This is a genomic window from Streptomyces sp. (genome assembly GCF_036524955.1).
In the GTDB taxonomy this organism is placed as follows: Bacteria; Actinomycetota; Actinomycetes; order Streptomycetales; family Streptomycetaceae; genus Actinacidiphila.
The window spans coordinates 1-15,959 of record NZ_DATDBG010000189.1; the positions used below are offsets into that span (position 1 = coordinate 1).

The window sequence follows — 15,959 nt, forward strand, 5'->3', positions numbered from 1 at the left end:
CGGCGCGCGCCACCTCCGCCAGCCCGCCGGCCGTGTCCCGCGCGGCGTCCGCGGCCCCCATCGCGACGGTGAGCATCGTCCCCTCGACCGGCCGCGCCACCGCCTCGTACGCCGACTCCGCGGCCACTCGCAACGCCTGCCGCAACGCCCCCGCGGCCGCGTGGTCCGCGGCCGCTCCCGCGTCGGCCGCGGCACGGTCGGCGTCCCCCTCCCGCGTCGCCGCCGGAGCGGCGATCACCTGGTTCATGCCGCGCAGGAGCTGCGCGAGGATCGTGCCGGAGTTGCCGCGGGCGCCGATGAGGGCGCCGTGGGACATGGCGCGGAAGGCCTCGGGGAGGGTGGGGCGGGAGGCGGCCGGAGGGCCGGTGGTGGCGTGGGCCTCGAAGACCGCGTCGACGGCCTGGGCGGCGGACTCGACGGTGAGGTAGAGGTTCGTGCCGGTGTCGCCGTCCGCCACCGGGTAGACGTTGATCGCGTCGATCTCCTCGCGGGCCCGCCCGAGGGCCCGGAGGGAGAGCCGGCACCAGGCACGCACCGCGGAAGCGTCGAGCGAGGGCGGCAAGGAGTCCTCCTGGCGGGACACCGGGAACGAGGGGCTGCTGGCGAGGGTAGCCGTGAGCCCGCACAGAGGCGGGAGAAGTCCGGGTGTCGGTGCACCGGGCGAGTGGGGTCCGCCCGGCGGCGTCCGGCCCGCCCTCGGACCATGGTAGTTTCGTTGTACGGGAGCGGGCGTTGTATGCTGCTCCGGTTGCCCGGGGCTCTCTTGGGCTTTTCATCGTAAATGCATCTGAAGTCTTTGGAGTGACCCGTGGCTGCCAACTGCGACGTCTGCGGCAAGGGGCCGGGCTTCGGCAACAGCATCTCCCACTCGCACCGCCGTACCCCGCGTCGTTGGAACCCCAACATCCAGCGCGTGCGTGCGGTCGTCGGGAAGACGCCGAAGCGGCTCAACGTCTGCACCTCGTGCATCAAGGCCGGCAAGGTCTCGCGCTGAGCGATACCCGTAGCTCCGTACTCCCCGCGCAGGCGGGGGTACCCCCGGCCGCGCTTGCGACGTACGCGTGCGTACCAGCGCGAGACCTCGAGAACCGGTCCACCTCACGGCGGACCGGTTCTTCGGCGTTCCCTGGGAACCCCGGGCGCGGCCCCGGGACCCTTCAGCGCGACCTCCACCCGTGGTCCACCGGCCCGATCCCGGCCCCCAGCGGGAATCCCGCCGCGATGGCGCCGCTCACATAGGTCTTCGCCAGCCCGACCGCTTCCGGTACCTCGTGGCCGAGAGCGAGGTACGAGGCCACGGCGCTCGCCAGGGTGCAGCCCGTGCCGTGGGTGTGGGCCCCCGGCAGCCGGGGCGCGCGGTACCAGTGTTCGCGGGTGCCGTCGGAGAGCAGGTCGACCGCGTCGTGCCCGGCGCCGAGGTGGCCGCCCTTGATCAGCGCCCACCGGGGGCCGTAGGAGAGCACCGCCCGCGCCGCGGCCCGCATCCCCTCCTCGTCGGTGACGACGACGCCCGTGAGCTGCGTGACCTCGTCCAGGTTGGGGGTGGCGACGGTGGCGGTGGGCAGCAGCCGGGTGCGTACGACCTCGACCGCGCGGGCCGCGAGCAGCGCGTCGCCGTGTTTGGAGACGCCCACCGGGTCCACCACGACGGGTGCGTCGAGACCGGTCAGCAACTCGGCGACGGCGGCAGCCAGTTCCGCGGAGGAGAGCATGCCGGTCTTCACGGCCTGCACCCCGATGTCGTCGACGACCGCGCGGAACTGGGCTCGTACGGCTTCCTCCGGCAGTTCCCACACACCACGCACGCCGAGGGAGTTCTGCGCGGTGACGGCGGTGAGCACGCTCATGCCGTGCACGCCGAGCGCGAGCATCGTCTTCAGGTCGGCCTGGATGCCGGCGCCGCCGCCGGAGTCGGAGCCCGCGACGGTCAGGCCCCGGGCGGGGGCCCGGGAGATCATGCCTCGGCTCCGAAGTGGTCCCACCCGCCCGCCTTGTCCCACGGCGCGCCGTCCACCGTGACCTGCGGAGTGCGGCCGGCCGGCGGGGTGACCTCGCCGATGACCCGCCAGCGGGCGGGGAGTTTCGCCTCGCGGGGGAAGGTCGCGACGATCGCGTGGTCCTCACCGCCGGTGAGCACCCAGTGCAGGGGGTCGACGCCGACGGCCTGGCCGATGTCGGACATCTGGGCGGGTACGTCGACGTCGGCGGAGCGCAGGTCGATGTCGACTCCGCTGGCGGCGGCGACGTGGCCGAGGTCGGCGACCAGCCCGTCGCTGACGTCGGTCATCGCGGTGGCGCCGAGCTCGGCGGCGGCCGGGCCCGCGTGGTACGGGGGTTCGGGGCGGCGGTGGGCCTCGACGAAGGCGCGGGGGGAGCGGAAGCCTCGGGACAGTACGGCGTAGCCGGCCGCGGACCAGCCGAGCCAGCCGGTGACCGCGACGATGTTGCCGGGGCGGGCTCCCGATCGGGTGACGGGGGGACGCCCCAGCAGGTCACCCAGGGCGGTGATGACGACGGTGATGGTGTCGCCGCGTACCACGTCACCGCCGACCACGGCCGCCCCCGCGACCTGGCACTCGTCGCGGATGCCGTCCATCAGCTCGACCGGCCAGGTGGCGGGCAGGTCGGCGGGGACGACGAGGGCGAGGAGTACGGCGGTGGGCACGGCGCCCATGGCGGCGATGTCCGCGAGGTTCTGCGCGGCGGCCTTGCGGCCGACGTCGTAGGCGGTGGACCAGTCGCGCCGGAAGTGCCGGCCTTCCACCAGGGCGTCCGTGGTGGCCACCACCCGGCGGTCGGGCGCGGTGACCACGGCCGCGTCGTCGCCGGGGCCGATTTCCACGGCGGGGGTCGAGGTGAGGCGGGAGGTCAGTTCCCTGATGAGTCCGAACTCCCCCAACTCGCCCACAGTCCCCTTCATCTCATCGTCCCCTTCAGTTTCGGCATCCGCCGGTTCCGCTGCGTATTTCCCGTCAATACGGGCGTGAGGTACCGCGCGGGTCTCCCCGCTGCGTGCGACGACGCGATAACGTGGCGTACCCCTTCCCACATGATCCTCGTAGCCGCCCTGGAGGTTCCGTGGTACAGGCGTACATCCTGATCCAGACCGAGGTCGGCAAGGCCTCGGCAGTAGCGGAGGTGATTTCCAAGATCGACGGAGTCATCCAGGCCGAGGACGTCACGGGTCCCTATGACGTCATCGTCCGGGCCCAGGCCGACACGGTCGACGAACTCGGCCGCATGGTGGTCGCCAGGGTCCAGCAGGTGGACGGCATCACCCGGACCCTGACCTGTCCGGTCGTTCATATCTAGCCCCCGACTATGCTCACCCGGTGATGCTGTACCGCCGGGCCGTGCTGATCGCCGTGTCCGCCGTCGCGCTCCTGTCCGCGGCGGCGGACTGCAGTATGACGGCGGACACCTCCGGTACCGACGAGACGGTCGCCGTACCGGTTCCTGACGCCCGGGCGGCGGGCTACTGCCGTGCGCTCCACCGCGAACTGCCTCCGAAGGTCGAAGGGCTCTCCCGGCATGATCTCAAGCCGGAATCCGAGTTCACCGCCGGGTGGGGCGATCCGGCGATCCAGTTGCGCTGCGGGGTGCCGCGGCCGGAGATCCTGAAGGACCCCGCGGCGGCCGGGGTGACCGTGGACGGGGTGGGCTGGGTGATCGAGCAGCGGCCGGGCGGGGTGTTCCGGCTGACCACGACGCTGCGCAAGGCGTACGTCGAGGTAACCCTCCCGACGAAGTGGGCCGGCGACGTCGGTGCGCTGACCGACCTCGCCGGACCCGTGCGGAAGACGATTCCGGAGGGGGTCTAGGCCGTCGGCGCCGGCTCCGGCGGCGTCAGCGCAGCCCGGTGGGGCGGCGCAGCGCGGCCTGGATGAGCCGGTCGACCAGTTCCGGGTAGCCGACGCCGCTCTCCTGCCACATCCGCGGGTACATCGAGATCGGGGTGAAGCCGGGCATGGTGTTGATCTCGTTGATGACGAACTCCCCGCTGTCCAGCAGGAAGAAGTCCGCGCGGACCAGGCCCTCGCAGGAGGCCGCCTCGAACGCCTCGACGGCGAGCCGCCGTACCCGGTCGGTCTGCTCGGGGGTGAGCGGTGCCGGCACGATGCCCTCGGCGGAGTCGATGTACTTCGCCTCGAAGTCGTAGAAGTCGTGCGCGGTGGCCGGCGGGATCTCGGCGGGCACCGAGGCGCGCGGGCCGTCCTCGAACTCCAGGACGCCGCACTCGATCTCGCGGCCCCGCAGCAGCGCCTCGACGATCACCTTGGGATCGTGCCGCCGGGCCTCCTCGACCGCCGCGTCCAGCGCGTCCGGGCCCTCGACCCTGCTGATACCGAAGGACGAGCCGGCCCGGGCGGGTTTGACGAACAGCGGCCAGCCGTGCCGGCCGGCGAACTCGCCGACCCTGCGCCGTACCGTTTCCTCGTCCCGCTCCCACTCACGCGGCCTGATCACCGTGTACGGGCCGACGGCCAGCCCGAAGGAGGTGAAGATCCGCTTCATGTACTCCTTGTCCATGCCGACGGCGGAGGCGAGCACGCCCGCGCCGACGTACGGGACGCCGGAGAGTTCCAGCAGACCCTGAAGAGTGCCGTCCTCGCCGTACGGCCCGTGCAGCAGCGGGAAGACGACGTCCACCTCGCCGAGCACCTTGGGTACGGTGCCGGCCTCGGTGTAGACGACCTCCCGGCTGGCCGGGTCGACGGGCAGCACGACGGCGCCCTCGTGGTCGGTGACCTGCTCGACGGTGGGCATCCGGCGGTCGGCGATGGCCATCCGCTCGGGTGCGTCGGCGGTGAGCGCCCAGCGGCCTTCGGCGGTGATGCCGATGGGCAGGACGTCGTACTTGTCGCGGTCGATCGCGCGCAGCACGCTGGCAGCGGTCACCACGGAGACTCCGTGCTCGGAGCTGCGCCCGCCGAAGACGACGGCGACGCGCGGCTTGCGCTCGATGTTCTGCAGGTTGCTCATGTCGCGTTCGACCCTACCGTTCCGGCTTCGCGGAGCGTGACATCAACTCCTTGACGGCTACCAGGGGTGGTTTCCCGTTGTGCACGATATCGACCACGGTCTCCGTGATCGGCATGTCCACACCGTGCCGCCGCCCCAGATCCGCCACCGATTCACACGACTTGACGCCCTCGGCGGTCTGGCTGGTGGCGGCGATGGTCTCGGCGAGGCTCATCCCGCGGCCGAGGTTGTGCCCGAAGGTGTTGTTGCGGGACAGCGGCGAGGAGCAGGTGGCGACCAGATCGCCCATCCCGGCCAGGCCCGCGAAGGTGTAGGGGTCCGCGCCCATCGCCAGCCCCAGCCGGGTGGTCTCGGCCAGGCCCCGGGTGATCAGCGACGCCTTGGTGTTGTCGCCCATGCCCATGCCGTCGGCGATGCCGACGGCCAGCGCGATCACGTTCTTCACCGCGCCGCCCAGTTCGCAGCCGACCACGTCGGTGTTGGTGTACGGGCGGAAGTACGCGGTGTGGCACGCGGCCTGGAAGCGGCGGGCCACCTCCTCGTCCCGGCAGGCGACGACGGACGCGGCGGGCTGCCGGGCGGCGATCTCCGGGGCCAGGTTGGGCCCGGACAGGACGGCGATCCGGTCCGGGGCGGCCTTGGCGACCTCCCCGATGACCTCGCTCATCCGCTTGGCGGTGCCCAGCTCGACGCCCTTCATCAGGCTGACCAGCACGGCGTCCCGGCGCAGCAGCGGCGCCCAGTCCCCGAGGTTGGTGCGCAGCGACTGCGAGGGGACGGCGAGGACGACGAACTCCGCGTCGGCGGCGGCCTGCGCGGGGTCGGCGGTGGCCGTGACGGCGGCGGGCAGTTCGAGGTCCGGGAAGTAGTCGGGGTTGCGGCGGGTGGCGTTGATCTCCGCGACGAGTTCGGGACGGCGGCCCCACAGCGACACCTGGCAGCCGGCGTCGGCGAGCACCATCGCGAAGGCGGTGCCCCACGAGCCGGTGCCGTAGACCGCGCAGCGGGTCGTCATTCGCTCTCCCGTGCTTCCGTCGCCGGTTCCACGGGGGCTCCGCCGGACACCTGCCCGGCCGGCCGGGCAGGTTCCCCGGCCGGCCGCCCGACCGCGGTGCGGCCCGCCCTGCGCGGGTCGTACAGCTCGGCGGGGGCGGGTACACCGCGCAGTTCCGCGAGAAGATCCTTCACCGCGCCCATGATGGCCTCGGTGACCTCGCGCAGCACCTCGGCGGTGGGCTCTTTGCCGTAATAGGCGCTCAGCTCGACCGGCGGGCCGACCAGCACGCGGTGGGTCTTCCGGGGCCGCAGCGCGGGCTTCTTCGCGTACGGCGGCAGCAGTTCGTTGGCGCCCCACTGGGCGATCGGGATCACCGGGGCCCTGGTGAGCAGGGCGACCCTGGCAACGCCGGTCTTGCCGACCATCGGCCACTGGTCGGGATCGCGGGTGAGGGTGCCTTCGGGGTAGAAGACCACGCACTCGCCGTCGTTGACCGCCTCGACCGCGGCCCGGAAAGCGGCGGCGGCGTCCGTGGTGGCCCGGAGCACCGGAATCTGGCCGGTGCCGCGCATGAAGGTGCCGACCACCGGAGGCTTGAACAGCGACGCCTTGGCGAGGAACCGCGGGACCCGGCCGGTGTTGTACTGGAAATGCGCATACGCGAACGGGTCGAGGTGCGAGTTGTGGTTCACCGCCGCGAGGAATCCGCCTTCGGCCGGAATGTGTTCCATTCCCCGCCAATCCCGCTTCAACAGCACAATGAGCGGCGGCTTCGCGATGACGGCCGCCAGGCGGTACCAGAAACCGATTCTGCGGCGGGGCACCCGGACTCCTCTTCGTTGCGATGGCGCCGCCCGCGTGCGGCGCCCTTACGGCCGCACAAGCATCGCGGCTACCGAGAGGTTAACGCCAGCGGTTCGCCGTGCGGCGGGGGCACCTGTGACACTCCCCTCCCCCCGGCCCGCGGGGGAACCCCCTGACGGGCGCAGGGTGCGGCGCGCCCACAATGGGCGGGTGGATGTGACGGGGAACGGGTTCTGTCTGGTCGTGCCGCTCAAGCCGCTGGCGGTGGCGAAGAGCAGACTGGCGCCGGCCGCGGGGGCGGTGCGGCCCGCGCTGGCGCTGGCGTTCGCGCTCGACACGGTGGCCGCGGCGCTGGCCTGCGCGGAGGTGGCGGACGTCACCGTGGTCACCGACGATCCGACCACGGGCGCGCGGTTGGCGGAGCTGGGGGCGTACGTGGTGGCCGACCGGCCGGCCGCCGGTCTGAACGCGGCCCTGCGGTACGGCGCCGAGCGGGCCCGCGACCGCATACCGTCCGCTCCGGTGGCGGCCCTGGGCGGCGATCTCCCGGCCCTGCGGCCGGCCGAGCTGGCGCTGGTACTGCGGGAGGCCGCGGCTGCCCGGGGGCGTGCGTTCCTGGCCGACGCGGCCGGTGTGGGGACAACCTTGCTCGCCACCCCGCCGCGGGCGCCCCTCGCCCCCGCGTTCGGCGGCGCCTCCCGCGCCCGCCACCTCGCCTCGGGCGCCCGCGAGATCGTGCTGCCCGAGGTCCCCTCGGTCCGGCAGGACGTGGACACCGGCGAGGACCTGCGCGCGGCCCTCTCGCTGGGCGTCGGCCCGCGCACCGCCGCCCTTCTCCGCCGCCCTCTCGCCTCCGGCCGCTCTTGACCCCTCTCCGGGGTCCCGCGGACGAAGTCCGGGAGAGGTCCTCGTCGTACGCCGCTCTCCCCCGGCCTCCGGCCGGGGATGCCCCCGCCTCGCTCCTTCTGCTCCTCGTTCGACAGGGGTGCGGCTTCGGCACGCTTCCGGCGGAGGTGCGGCCTGCGCCTCACCGGCCGCACGGCGGACCCCCGGGGTGGGCCGGTGACCGGACGGAGGCTCTACGCTGGCCGCATGCAGGCAACCGCGTTCACCTTCGACCCCGAGACCCGCGCCGGCAGCGTGCTGCTGGACGACGGGACGCCGCTGGAGTTCGACGCCGCCGCGTTCGACGCCGGGCGGCTGCGGCTGCTGCGGCCGGGCCAGCGGGTGCGGATTCGTACCGAGGGTTCGGGCGACGCCCGGCGGGTGGTCTTCGTCACGCTGCAGACGTATCCGGACCTGGGGGCGTAGCGCCTGCAACGCTGCGCAGTCGTGCGGTTCTCGGTGCGGCGGTCGAGCCGAGGGACGCACCGGTGTCGCGAGGTTGAGCGCAACGCCGGTCGTGAGGTACGAGCGAACGAGCTCGGTCGACGTCGACACCGGGTACGAGCGCCCGGATCGTACGGGCGGACCGTGCGGGCCATAAAGCCAGCGGGCCGGGCTCCCCTGTGTGCGGGGGGCCCGGCCCGTCGCGGTGGGGCGGCCGGATCGGCGTCCCGGCTATCACTTCGAGGTGGTCCGCTTGGCAGCGGACTTGCGCGCCGAGGTTCGCTTGCTCGGGGCCTTCTTCGCGGTCGCTTTCTTGGCCGGGGCCTTCTTGGCGGTCGCTTTCTTCGCGGCGGTCTTCTTGGCCGCGGCCTGCTTCGCGGTGGTCTTCTTCGCGGCCGCCGCCTTGGCGGTGGTGGCCTTCTTCGCCGCGGCCTTCTTCGTGGTGGTCCGCGCCGTCGCCGCGGCGCCGCCGCTCAAGCTGCCCTTGGGAGCCTTCTTGACCGCGACCTCGCCGCCGCGCGGAAGCTTCTTCGCGCCGCTGACCAGGTCTTTGAAGCCCTGACCCGCGCGGAACCGCGGCACCGAGGTCTTCTTGACCCGTACTCGCTCCCCGGTCTGGGGATTGCGAGCGTAACGGGCGGGACGCTCCACCTTCTCGAACGAGCCGAATCCGGTGACCGACACCCGGTCGCCGGTGACCACCGCGCGGACGATCGCGTCGAGAACCGCGTCAACCGCGTCCGCGGCGGCCTGACGGCCGCCTACCTTGTCGGCAATCGCTTCTACGAGCTGCGCCTTGTTCACGTCTTCCCCTTCGGAAACTTGCCCGGCGAATGAGTACGGGCTGATTTCGCACGCTAGGCGGATATATACCGCAAATCAAATACGAAACGGGCGAATCACCCTTGTGCCGCAACGAACTCGGGGCTCCTCGTGATCAGCGATCCGGGATTCCGAGGTCGTCCAACTCAGCCGTTAACACGTCCAGACGCCGTGCCGCGTCGGCGAGATCGTGCTTCGCCACAGCGGTCACCGCGAGCAGCCGCCGAGTCAACTCCTGCCTTGTCCGGTGAGGGACTTCGGGATTGGCGACGCGCGTGTGCGTCTGCTTCAAACGCGCGGCGAGAACCCCGTAGAGCTCGAGTTGGCCGTCGCGTTCCATGCGTCGATTGTGCCATCTGCGGCGAGTTGTCGGGAGCGGCAGGGCCAACCGGGTGCTCCGGGACGGCTTCACGGCGCCCGCAGGGGCCGGTGCGCGGGCCTGTGCGCGGACAGCGCGCGGGCCGACCGCGAAGTCCGCCCGGACATGCCGAAGCGCCCCCCGCGGACGGGCGGGAGGCGCTTTCGGTGCGGGTGCCGGCCTGGACCGGTACGGCCCTCGGATCAGACCTGTACGGTGCTCGGCTTGAAGGACGGCCGACCCGACTCGTACGCGGTGATGTCCGCCTCGTCGGCGAGCGTCAGGCTGATGTCGTCGAGCCCTTCCAGCAGCCGCCACCGGGCGTTGTCGTCGAGGTCGAACGAGACCGTGATCCCCTCGGCGCGCACCTCGCGGGCGACCAGGTCCACGGTGATCTCGGCGGAGGGGTCGGCTTCGGTGAGCTTCCAGAGCTGCTCCACGGTGTCCTGCGGCAGTACCACCGTGAGCAGGCCGTTCTTCAGCGAGTTGCCACGGAAGATGTCGGCGAACCGGGACGAGATCACGGTCTTGAAACCGTAGTTCTGCAGAGCCCACACGGCGTGCTCGCGGGACGAGCCGGTACCGAAGTCGGGGCCGGCCACCAGCACGGTGGCGCCCGCGCGCTCGGGGGCGTTGAGGATGAACGTCTCGTCCTTGCGCCAGGCCTCGAACAGGCCGTCCTCGAACCCGTTGCGGGTGACCTTCTTCAGCCAGTGCGCCGGGATGATCTGGTCGGTGTCGACATTGCTGCGGCGCAGCGGAACGGCCCGGCCGGTGTGCGTGGTGAAGGCTTCCATGGTGGCTCAGACTCCCTCGTGGACAGGGGTGGCAGGGGTGCCGGACAGATCGGCGGGCGAGGCGAGATGGCCCAGTACGGCGGTGGCCGCGGCGACCTGCGGGGAGACCAGGTGGGTACGGCCGCCCTTGCCCTGCCGGCCCTCGAAGTTGCGGTTGGAGGTGGACGCGGAGCGCTCGCCGGGCGCCAGTTGGTCGGGGTTCATGCCCAGGCACATCGAGCAGCCCGCGTGCCGCCACTCGGCTCCGGCGGCGGTGAACACCTTGTCCAGGCCCTCCTCGACGGCCTGCAGGGCGACGCGGACCGAACCCGGTACGACCAGCATGCGCACCCCGTCGGCCACCTTGCGGCCCTGGACCACCGACGCGGCGGCGCGCAGGTCCTCGATCCGGCCGTTGGTGCAGGAGCCGACGAAGACGGTGTCCACCCGGACCTCCCGCAGCGGCTGGCCGGCGGTGAGGCCCATGTACTCCAGCGCCTTCTCGGCGGCGAGCCGGTCGCTGGCGTCGGCGAAGGACGCGGGGTCCGGCACCGACGCACTCAGCGGCGCGCCCTGCCCGGGGTTGGTGCCCCAGGTGACGAACGGGGTCAGCTCGCTCGCCTCGATCCGCACCTCGTGGTCGAAGACCGCGTCCTCATCGGTCTTCAGCGTCTTCCAGTACGCGACCGCCGCGTCCCAGTCCGCACCCTTGGGGGCGTGCGGGCGCCCTTCCAGGTAGTCGAAGGTGGTCTGGTCGGGGGCGATCATGCCGGCCCGCGCGCCCGCCTCGATCGACATGTTGCAGACGGTCATCCGGGCTTCCATCGACAGCTTCTCGATCGCCGAGCCGCGGTATTCGATGACATAGCCCTGGCCGCCGCCGGTGCCGATCCTGGTGATCACGGCGAGGATCAGGTCCTTGGCGGTGACGCCGGGCGACAGTTCGCCGTCCACGGTGATCGCCATCGTCCGGAACGGGGCCAGCGGCAGCGTCTGGGTGGCCAGCACATGCTCGACCTGCGAGGTGCCGATGCCGAACGCCAGCGCGCCGAAAGCACCGTGGGTGGAGGTGTGCGAGTCGCCGCAGACCACCGTGGTGCCCGGCTGGGTCAGACCGAGCTGCGGGCCCACGACGTGCACGACGCCCTGCTCGACGTCGCCCAGCGGGTGCAGCCGCACGCCGAACTCGGCGCAGTTCTTGCGCAGCGTCTCCAACTGGGTACGGGAGACCGGGTCGGCGATCGGCTTGTCGATGTCGAGGGTGGGGGTGTTGTGGTCCTCGGTGGCGATGGTGAGGTCGGTGCGGCGGACCTTCCGGCCGTTCATCCGCAGCCCGTCGAACGCCTGGGGACTGGTCACCTCGTGCAGCAGGTGAAGATCGATGAAGAGCAGATCGGGCTCGCCCTCGGCGCGGCGGACGACGTGGTCGTCCCAGACTTTCTCCGCGAGTGTCCTACCCATCGCCGTCCCTCCGGCCCCGCAGCATCGCGGCGGCCAATTCGTGTGAGTCCTGCGCTGTGTCCACAAGCCTGACGCGTTCTCCGGGAAATTGAACTTGCGTTTCATAGTGTGAGACGCGAATATCGTTGCATGGACAACTCTAGCGGCGTCGGCGTTCTCGACAAGGCGGCTCTGGTGCTCAGCGCGCTGGAGTCCGGTCCGGCCACCCTGGCCGGGCTTGTCGGTGCCACGGGCCTGGCCCGCCCCACCGCGCACCGGCTGGCGGTCGCGCTCGAACACCACCGCATGGTGGCCCGCGACATGCAGGGCCGCTTCATCCTGGGTCCCCGGCTCTCCGAGCTGGCCGCCGCCGCGGGTGAGGACCGGCTGCTCGCCACCGCGGGGCCCGTCCTCACCCACCTGCGGGACGTCACCGGCGAGAGCGCGCAGCTCTACCGGCGCCAGGGCGACATGCGCATCTGCGTCGCCGCGGCGGAACGGCTGTCCGGACTCCGGGACACCGTCCCGGTGGGCTCCACGCTGCCGATGAAGGCGGGGTCCGCGGCGCAGGTGCTCATGGCGTGGGAGGAGCCGGAGCGGCTGCACCGCGGTCTCCAGGGCGCCAGGTTCACCGCCACCGCGCTGTCCGGCGTGCGCCGCCGGGGCTGGTCGCAGTCGATCGGCGAACGCGAGCCGGGGGTCGCCTCGGTCTCCGCCCCGGTGCGCGGGCCCTCCAACCGCGTGGTCGCCGCGGTGTCCGTCTCCGGGCCGATCGAACGGCTCACCCGGCACCCGGGACGTATGCACGCGCAGGCCGTGGTGGACGCGGCGGCCCGGCTGTCCGAAGCGCTGCGGCGCAACGGCTGAGCTCCCCCCGCGCGGGAGGGCCCCGCGGGGCCCTCCGGGGGCGCCGCGGTAACGGCGAAAGCCCGCCGCGACCGCGACGGGCTTCCCGAGTGGAAAAAAGACCGTGTACCCCCGACCGGATTCGAACCGGCGCTACCGCCTTGAGAGGGCGGCGTGCTAGGCCGCTACACAACGGGGGCCCTGGCGATCCTCACGTCGTTCCGGCCGGGAGCGACCCGGAGGGAACGGAATGAAAGGATCTGTACCCCCGACCGGATTCGAACCGGCGCTACTGCCTTGAGAGGGCAGCGTGCTAGGCCGCTACACAACGGGGGCTCGCACTGAGACTCGCACGAAAGTGCGCTGGGGTACCAGGACTCGAACCTAGACTAACTGAACCAGAATCAGTCGTGCTGCCAATTACACCATACCCCACCAAAACTCAACCCCCGACCGGGGGCTTCGTTCGGTTTTTGCGATCACCGGCTGGGTCTGTCTGCCCTCTCCGGCGGCGCAGGAAGAACATTACCCGATGCCGGTCACCGCTCCAAAACGAGTATCGCCGCGCAGCAGGCCGGGAAGTTCGGCGAGCCCGGTGATCCTTCCCCGCACGCCCCGTGGGGGCCCGCCGAGCTCCGGCGGCCAGCCGATCCGGAGCCGGTCCAGCCAGATGCCGTGCAGCCCGGCGTCGGCCGCGCCCCGGGCGTCGATGTCCGGTTCGTTGCCGACGTACGCGACCTCGTGCGGCGCCAGACCCAGCACGTCACAGGCCGCGTGGAAGGCCGCCGCCTCCGGCTTGGACACCCCGAGTTCCACCGCGCACAGCAGCGCCTCGAACCGGTCCCGTACGCCCAGCGTGCGCAGCTTGCGGTCCTGATGCTCGAAGGCGGAGTTGGAGAGCACCGCGTGCCGGTACTCCCCGGCCAGCAGGTCGAGTACGGGCACGGCGTCGGGGAACAGCGCCCACGCCGCCTCGTAGTGCGCGACGTGCCGCGCGAAGTACGCGTCGGCCTCTTCGTCGGTCAGCGCCCGGCCCAGGAAGTCCCGCACCCGGTCCCTGCGCTGGCCCGGGAAGTCGCACTCCCCGGCCGCGAACCGCGCCCAGTGCAGCGCGGTCAGCTCCTCCCAGCGGTCGAGGGCCTGCCCGACGGTGTCGTATCCGTCGGGCAGGCCCTCGTGGCGCAGGTGATTGCGCAGGCCGGCGCGGTCGGCGCCCGCGTAGTCGAAGATGGTGTCGTCGATGTCCCACAGGACCGCGCGGATCGCCATGCCGACCAATCTAGCGGCGGGGTCGGACAGCCGGCCGGTCAGCCGCCCAGTTCGGCCAGGGCGGCGTCGATTCGGGCCAGGGTGCGCTCGCGGCCCAGCACCTGGAGGGACTCGAAGAGCGGCAGGCCGACCGTGCGGCCGGTGACGGCGACCCGGACCGGGGCCTGGGCCTTGCCCAGCTTGAGGCCGTGCTGCTCGCCCGCGGCCAGCACCGCTTCCTTCAGGGCCTCCGGAGTGGACCAGTCGGCCGCCGCCAGGTGCTCGCGGGCGGTGCGCAGCAGCGCGTCGGAGCCTTCTTTCATCCCCTTCGCCCAGGACGCCTCGTCCTGGGCGGGTGCGTCCAGGAAGAGGAAGTCGACGTTGGCGGTGATGTCGGACAGCACGGTGAGGCGGGTCTGCGCGTGCGGGGCGACGGCCAGCCACGCCGCTTCGTCGAAGGACTCCGGGGGCCAGGGGGCGTAGGGGGCGCGCAGCCAGGGCGCGCACGCCCCGGCGAACGCCTTGGGCTCCAGGCGGCGGATGTGGTCGGCGTTGATCGCCTCGGCCTTCTTCAGGTCGAAGCGGGCCGGGTTGGCGTTGACGTCGGCGATGTCGAACTTCGCGACCATCTCGGCGAGCGAGAAGACGTCCTGGTCGGCGGAGTAGGACCAGCCGAGCAGCGAGAGGTAGTTGAGCAGGCCCTCGGGCAGGAAGCCGCGCTCGCGGTAGAGGCCGAGGGAGGCCTCCGGGTCGCGCTTGGACAGCTTCCTGTTGCCCTCGCCCATGACATAGGGCAGGTGCCCGAAGACCGGGACGGCCTTGGCGACGCCGAGTTCGATCAGCGCGTGGTAGAGCGCGATCTGCCGCGGGGTGGAGGAGAGCAGGTCCTCGCCGCGCAGGACGTGGGTGATCTCCATCAGCGCGTCGTCCACCGGGTTGACCAGCGTGTAGAGCGGGGCGCCGGTGGCTCGGAGGATGCCGTAGTCCGGCACGTTCTCCGGGGTGAAGGTCAGCTCGCCGCGGACCAGGTCGGTGAAGGTGATCGGCTGGTCCGGCATCCGGAAGCGGACGACGGCGGGTCGGCCCTCGGCCCGGTAGGCGGCGATCTGCTCGGCCGTCAGTGTGCGGCACTTCCCGTCGTACCCCGAGGGGCGGCCGGCGGCACGGGCCTCGGCCCGGCGCTCCTCCAGCTCCTCGTTGGTGCAGTAGCAGTCGTACGCGTGCCCGGCCTCCTTGAGGCGGCGGGCCACGTCGGCGTAGATGTCCATCCGCTGCGACTGGCGGTAGGGCGCGTGCGGGCCGCCCACCTCGGGGCCCTCGTCCCAGTCGAGCCCGAGCCAGCGCATCGAGTCGAGCAGTTGCCGGTACGACTCCTCGGAGTCGCGGGCCGCGTCGGTGTCCTCGATGCGGAAGACCAGGGTGCCCTGGTGGTGCCGGGCGAACGCCCAGTTGAACAGGGCGGTGCGGACCAGGCCCACGTGGGGGTTGCCGGTCGGCGAGGGACAGAAGCGGACGCGGACACCCGGAGTGGTCGCGCTAGTCACGCGAGATCACCTTGTTGGTGAGAGTGCCGATGCCTTCGATGGTGACGGCGACCTCGTCGCCGGGGAGCAGCGGGCCGACGCCCGCGGGGGTGCCGGTGAGCAGAACGTCACCGGGGAGCAGCGTCATCGCCTCGGTGATGTTGACGATCAGGTCCTCGACGGAGTTGATCATCTGGCGGGTGCGGCCGGCCTGCCGCAGTTCGCCGTTGACGGTCGCGGTGACGGCGAGGTCACCGGCGGCGGCCAGGTCGAGGCCGGTCTCGATCCACGGGCCGAGCGGGCACGAGGAGTCGAAGCCCTTGGCGCGGGCCCACTGCTTCTCGGCCCGCTGGGTGTCCCGGGCGGTGACGTCGTTGGCGCAGGTGTAGCCCAGGATGACGTCCTTGACCCGCTCGCGGGGCACCTCGCGGCACATCCGGCTGATCACCACGGCGAGTTCGGCCTCGTGATGGACCTCGCGGGAGAACGACGGGTACACGATCGGGTCGCCGGGGCCGATCACCGAGGTTGACGGCTTGAAGAAGGCCCAGGGCGCGTCCGGTACCTCGTGGCCCAGTTCGGCGGCGTGCGCCGCGTAGTTCCGGCCGATCGCGACGACCTTGTTGGGCAGCACGGGCGGCAGCAGCCGGACCTTGTCCAGCGGCACCTTCGTACCGGACAGCTCGAAGTCCGCGAACGGGATGCCCTTGATGATGTCGATGACGAGGCCGTCCAGGCCGCCGGGGCCGGTCGGGTCGCCTTCGACCGCCCCGAAGGCGACGTTGCCGTCGATGGAGAACCTGGCGATGCGCATGGTCATAAGCCTAGAGCCT

Annotated in this window: 19 protein-coding genes and 3 tRNA genes; 6 read left to right on the forward strand and 16 right to left on the reverse strand. The window is 71.9% G+C overall.

What is annotated here, in order from left to right:
* Positions 1 to 562, reverse strand: a 562-nt coding sequence (locus tag VIW71_RS15535; protein WP_331622867.1) for a DAK2 domain-containing protein, incomplete at its 3' end; no start/stop codon positions are given.
* A gap of 246 nt (positions 563 to 808) precedes the next feature.
* Here VIW71_RS15535 and rpmB point away from each other — a divergent pair.
* Complete coding sequence (rpmB, locus tag VIW71_RS15540) at positions 809 to 994, forward strand: 50S ribosomal protein L28 (protein ID WP_033173090.1); 186 nt, start codon at positions 809 to 811, stop codon at positions 992 to 994.
* A 163-nt stretch (positions 995 to 1,157) separates the two neighbouring features.
* Here rpmB and thiD read toward each other — a convergent pair whose 3' ends face one another.
* Together thiD and VIW71_RS15550 are read right to left on the reverse strand one after the other, a co-directional pair.
* The gene (gene thiD, locus VIW71_RS15545) at positions 1,158 to 1,958 is read right to left on the reverse strand and encodes a bifunctional hydroxymethylpyrimidine kinase/phosphomethylpyrimidine kinase (protein WP_331622868.1); all 801 of its coding nucleotides are present in this window, start codon (positions 1,956 to 1,958) and stop codon (positions 1,158 to 1,160) included.
* Positions 1,955 to 2,920, reverse strand: coding sequence for a thiamine-phosphate kinase (locus VIW71_RS15550; RefSeq protein ID WP_331622869.1), 966 nt, complete (start codon positions 2,918 to 2,920; stop codon positions 1,955 to 1,957). Before VIW71_RS15550 ends, thiD begins: the two co-directional genes overlap by 4 nt.
* A gap of 158 nt (positions 2,921 to 3,078) precedes the next feature.
* Here VIW71_RS15550 and VIW71_RS15555 point away from each other — a divergent pair, with 158 nt between their 5' ends.
* The gene (locus VIW71_RS15555) at positions 3,079 to 3,312 is read left to right on the forward strand and encodes an Lrp/AsnC family transcriptional regulator (RefSeq protein WP_205043521.1); all 234 of its coding nucleotides are present in this window, start codon (positions 3,079 to 3,081) and stop codon (positions 3,310 to 3,312) included.
* A gap of 23 nt (positions 3,313 to 3,335) precedes the next feature.
* Positions 3,336 to 3,821: a DUF3515 domain-containing protein gene (locus VIW71_RS15560; protein ID WP_331622882.1), complete on the forward strand. Its 486-nt coding sequence runs from the start codon at positions 3,336 to 3,338 to the stop codon at positions 3,819 to 3,821.
* A 25-nt stretch (positions 3,822 to 3,846) separates the two neighbouring features.
* Here VIW71_RS15560 and VIW71_RS15565 read toward each other — a convergent pair whose 3' ends face one another.
* Genes VIW71_RS15565 through VIW71_RS15575 form a run of 3 tightly spaced genes read right to left on the reverse strand, consistent with a single transcriptional unit; the run spans position 3,847 to position 6,804 of the window.
* On the reverse strand, positions 3,847 to 4,983 hold the full coding sequence (locus VIW71_RS15565; protein ID WP_331622870.1) for a D-alanine--D-alanine ligase family protein: 1,137 nt from the start codon (positions 4,981 to 4,983) through the stop codon (positions 3,847 to 3,849).
* 13 nt (positions 4,984 to 4,996) lie between these two features.
* A complete protein-coding gene (locus VIW71_RS15570) occupies positions 4,997 to 5,998 on the reverse strand; it encodes an NAD(P)H-dependent glycerol-3-phosphate dehydrogenase (protein WP_331622871.1) in 1,002 nt (333 codons plus the stop codon).
* Entirely contained in the window at positions 5,995 to 6,804 is an 810-nt protein-coding gene (locus VIW71_RS15575; RefSeq protein WP_331622872.1) for a lysophospholipid acyltransferase family protein, read from the reverse strand. The genes VIW71_RS15570 and VIW71_RS15575 overlap by 4 nt, the downstream gene beginning before the upstream one ends.
* Before the next feature lie 190 nt (positions 6,805 to 6,994).
* Between VIW71_RS15575 and cofC the strand changes: the two genes are divergently transcribed.
* On the forward strand, positions 6,995 to 7,651 hold the full coding sequence (cofC, locus tag VIW71_RS15580; protein ID WP_331622873.1) for a 2-phospho-L-lactate guanylyltransferase: 657 nt from the start codon (positions 6,995 to 6,997) through the stop codon (positions 7,649 to 7,651).
* 225 nt (positions 7,652 to 7,876) lie between these two features.
* Entirely contained in the window at positions 7,877 to 8,095 is a 219-nt protein-coding gene (locus tag VIW71_RS15585) for a hypothetical protein (RefSeq protein WP_331622874.1), read from the forward strand.
* Positions 8,096 to 8,347: 252 nt separating this feature from the next.
* Here the strand turns inward: VIW71_RS15585 and VIW71_RS15590 are convergent, their stop codons facing one another.
* The 4 genes from VIW71_RS15590 to leuC form a co-directional block, all read right to left on the reverse strand.
* Positions 8,348 to 8,917 carry an HU family DNA-binding protein gene (locus tag VIW71_RS15590; protein WP_331622875.1) on the reverse strand — a complete coding sequence of 190 codons (570 nt, stop codon included), beginning with the start codon at positions 8,915 to 8,917 and terminating at the stop codon, positions 8,348 to 8,350.
* 133 nt (positions 8,918 to 9,050) lie between these two features.
* Entirely contained in the window at positions 9,051 to 9,275 is a 225-nt protein-coding gene (locus VIW71_RS15595) for a hypothetical protein (protein WP_331622876.1), read from the reverse strand.
* A gap of 221 nt (positions 9,276 to 9,496) precedes the next feature.
* A complete protein-coding gene (gene leuD / locus VIW71_RS15600; RefSeq protein WP_331622877.1) occupies positions 9,497 to 10,090 on the reverse strand; it encodes a 3-isopropylmalate dehydratase small subunit in 594 nt (197 codons plus the stop codon).
* Between the two features lie 6 nt (positions 10,091 to 10,096).
* A complete protein-coding gene (leuC, locus tag VIW71_RS15605) occupies positions 10,097 to 11,530 on the reverse strand; it encodes a 3-isopropylmalate dehydratase large subunit (RefSeq protein ID WP_331622878.1) in 1,434 nt (477 codons plus the stop codon).
* A gap of 129 nt (positions 11,531 to 11,659) precedes the next feature.
* Here leuC and ndgR point away from each other — a divergent pair, with 129 nt between their 5' ends.
* Complete coding sequence (gene ndgR, locus VIW71_RS15610; RefSeq protein ID WP_331622879.1) at positions 11,660 to 12,376, forward strand: IclR family transcriptional regulator NdgR; 717 nt, start codon at positions 11,660 to 11,662, stop codon at positions 12,374 to 12,376.
* A gap of 106 nt (positions 12,377 to 12,482) precedes the next feature.
* Here ndgR and VIW71_RS15615 read toward each other — a convergent pair.
* The 6 genes from VIW71_RS15615 to VIW71_RS15640 form a co-directional block, all read right to left on the reverse strand.
* Positions 12,483 to 12,555: transfer RNA gene (locus VIW71_RS15615), tRNA-Glu, on the reverse strand.
* A gap of 63 nt (positions 12,556 to 12,618) precedes the next feature.
* Positions 12,619 to 12,691: transfer RNA gene (locus VIW71_RS15620), tRNA-Glu, on the reverse strand.
* A gap of 27 nt (positions 12,692 to 12,718) precedes the next feature.
* Positions 12,719 to 12,790, reverse strand: a tRNA-Gln gene (locus VIW71_RS15625).
* Between the two features lie 90 nt (positions 12,791 to 12,880).
* Positions 12,881 to 13,624, reverse strand: coding sequence for an HAD family hydrolase (locus VIW71_RS15630; RefSeq protein WP_331622880.1), 744 nt, complete (start codon positions 13,622 to 13,624; stop codon positions 12,881 to 12,883).
* A gap of 38 nt (positions 13,625 to 13,662) precedes the next feature.
* Positions 13,663 to 15,147 (reverse strand): glutamate--tRNA ligase, encoded by a 1,485-nt coding sequence (gltX, locus tag VIW71_RS15635; RefSeq protein ID WP_331622881.1) that lies wholly within the window; start codon positions 15,145 to 15,147, stop codon positions 13,663 to 13,665.
* Positions 15,140 to 15,940, reverse strand: coding sequence for a fumarylacetoacetate hydrolase family protein (locus VIW71_RS15640; RefSeq protein ID WP_331622883.1), 801 nt, complete (start codon positions 15,938 to 15,940; stop codon positions 15,140 to 15,142). The genes gltX and VIW71_RS15640 overlap by 8 nt, the downstream gene beginning before the upstream one ends.
* Positions 15,941 to 15,959 lie beyond the last annotated feature (19 nt).

Coding starts and splice junctions, on each gene's coding strand:
- VIW71_RS15595 (WP_331622876.1), bottom strand. CDS start 9,275: ATGGAACGCGACGGCCAACTCGAGCTCTACGGGGTTCTCGCCGCGCGT.
- thiD (WP_331622868.1), bottom strand. CDS start 1,958: ATGATCTCCCGGGCCCCCGCCCGGGGCCTGACCGTCGCGGGCTCCGAC.
- VIW71_RS15570 (WP_331622871.1), bottom strand. CDS start 5,998: ATGACGACCCGCTGCGCGGTCTACGGCACCGGCTCGTGGGGCACCGCC.
- leuC (WP_331622878.1), bottom strand. CDS start 11,530: ATGGGTAGGACACTCGCGGAGAAAGTCTGGGACGACCACGTCGTCCGC.
- VIW71_RS15630 (WP_331622880.1), bottom strand. CDS start 13,624: ATGGCGATCCGCGCGGTCCTGTGGGACATCGACGACACCATCTTCGAC.
- VIW71_RS15560 (WP_331622882.1), top strand. CDS start 3,336: ATGCTGTACCGCCGGGCCGTGCTGATCGCCGTGTCCGCCGTCGCGCTC.
- VIW71_RS15565 (WP_331622870.1), bottom strand. CDS start 4,983: ATGAGCAACCTGCAGAACATCGAGCGCAAGCCGCGCGTCGCCGTCGTC.
- leuD (WP_331622877.1), bottom strand. CDS start 10,090: ATGGAAGCCTTCACCACGCACACCGGCCGGGCCGTTCCGCTGCGCCGC.
- VIW71_RS15585 (WP_331622874.1), top strand. CDS start 7,877: ATGCAGGCAACCGCGTTCACCTTCGACCCCGAGACCCGCGCCGGCAGC.
- VIW71_RS15550 (WP_331622869.1), bottom strand. CDS start 2,920: ATGAAGGGGACTGTGGGCGAGTTGGGGGAGTTCGGACTCATCAGGGAA.
- VIW71_RS15640 (WP_331622883.1), bottom strand. CDS start 15,940: ATGCGCATCGCCAGGTTCTCCATCGACGGCAACGTCGCCTTCGGGGCG.
- ndgR (WP_331622879.1), top strand. CDS start 11,660: ATGGACAACTCTAGCGGCGTCGGCGTTCTCGACAAGGCGGCTCTGGTG.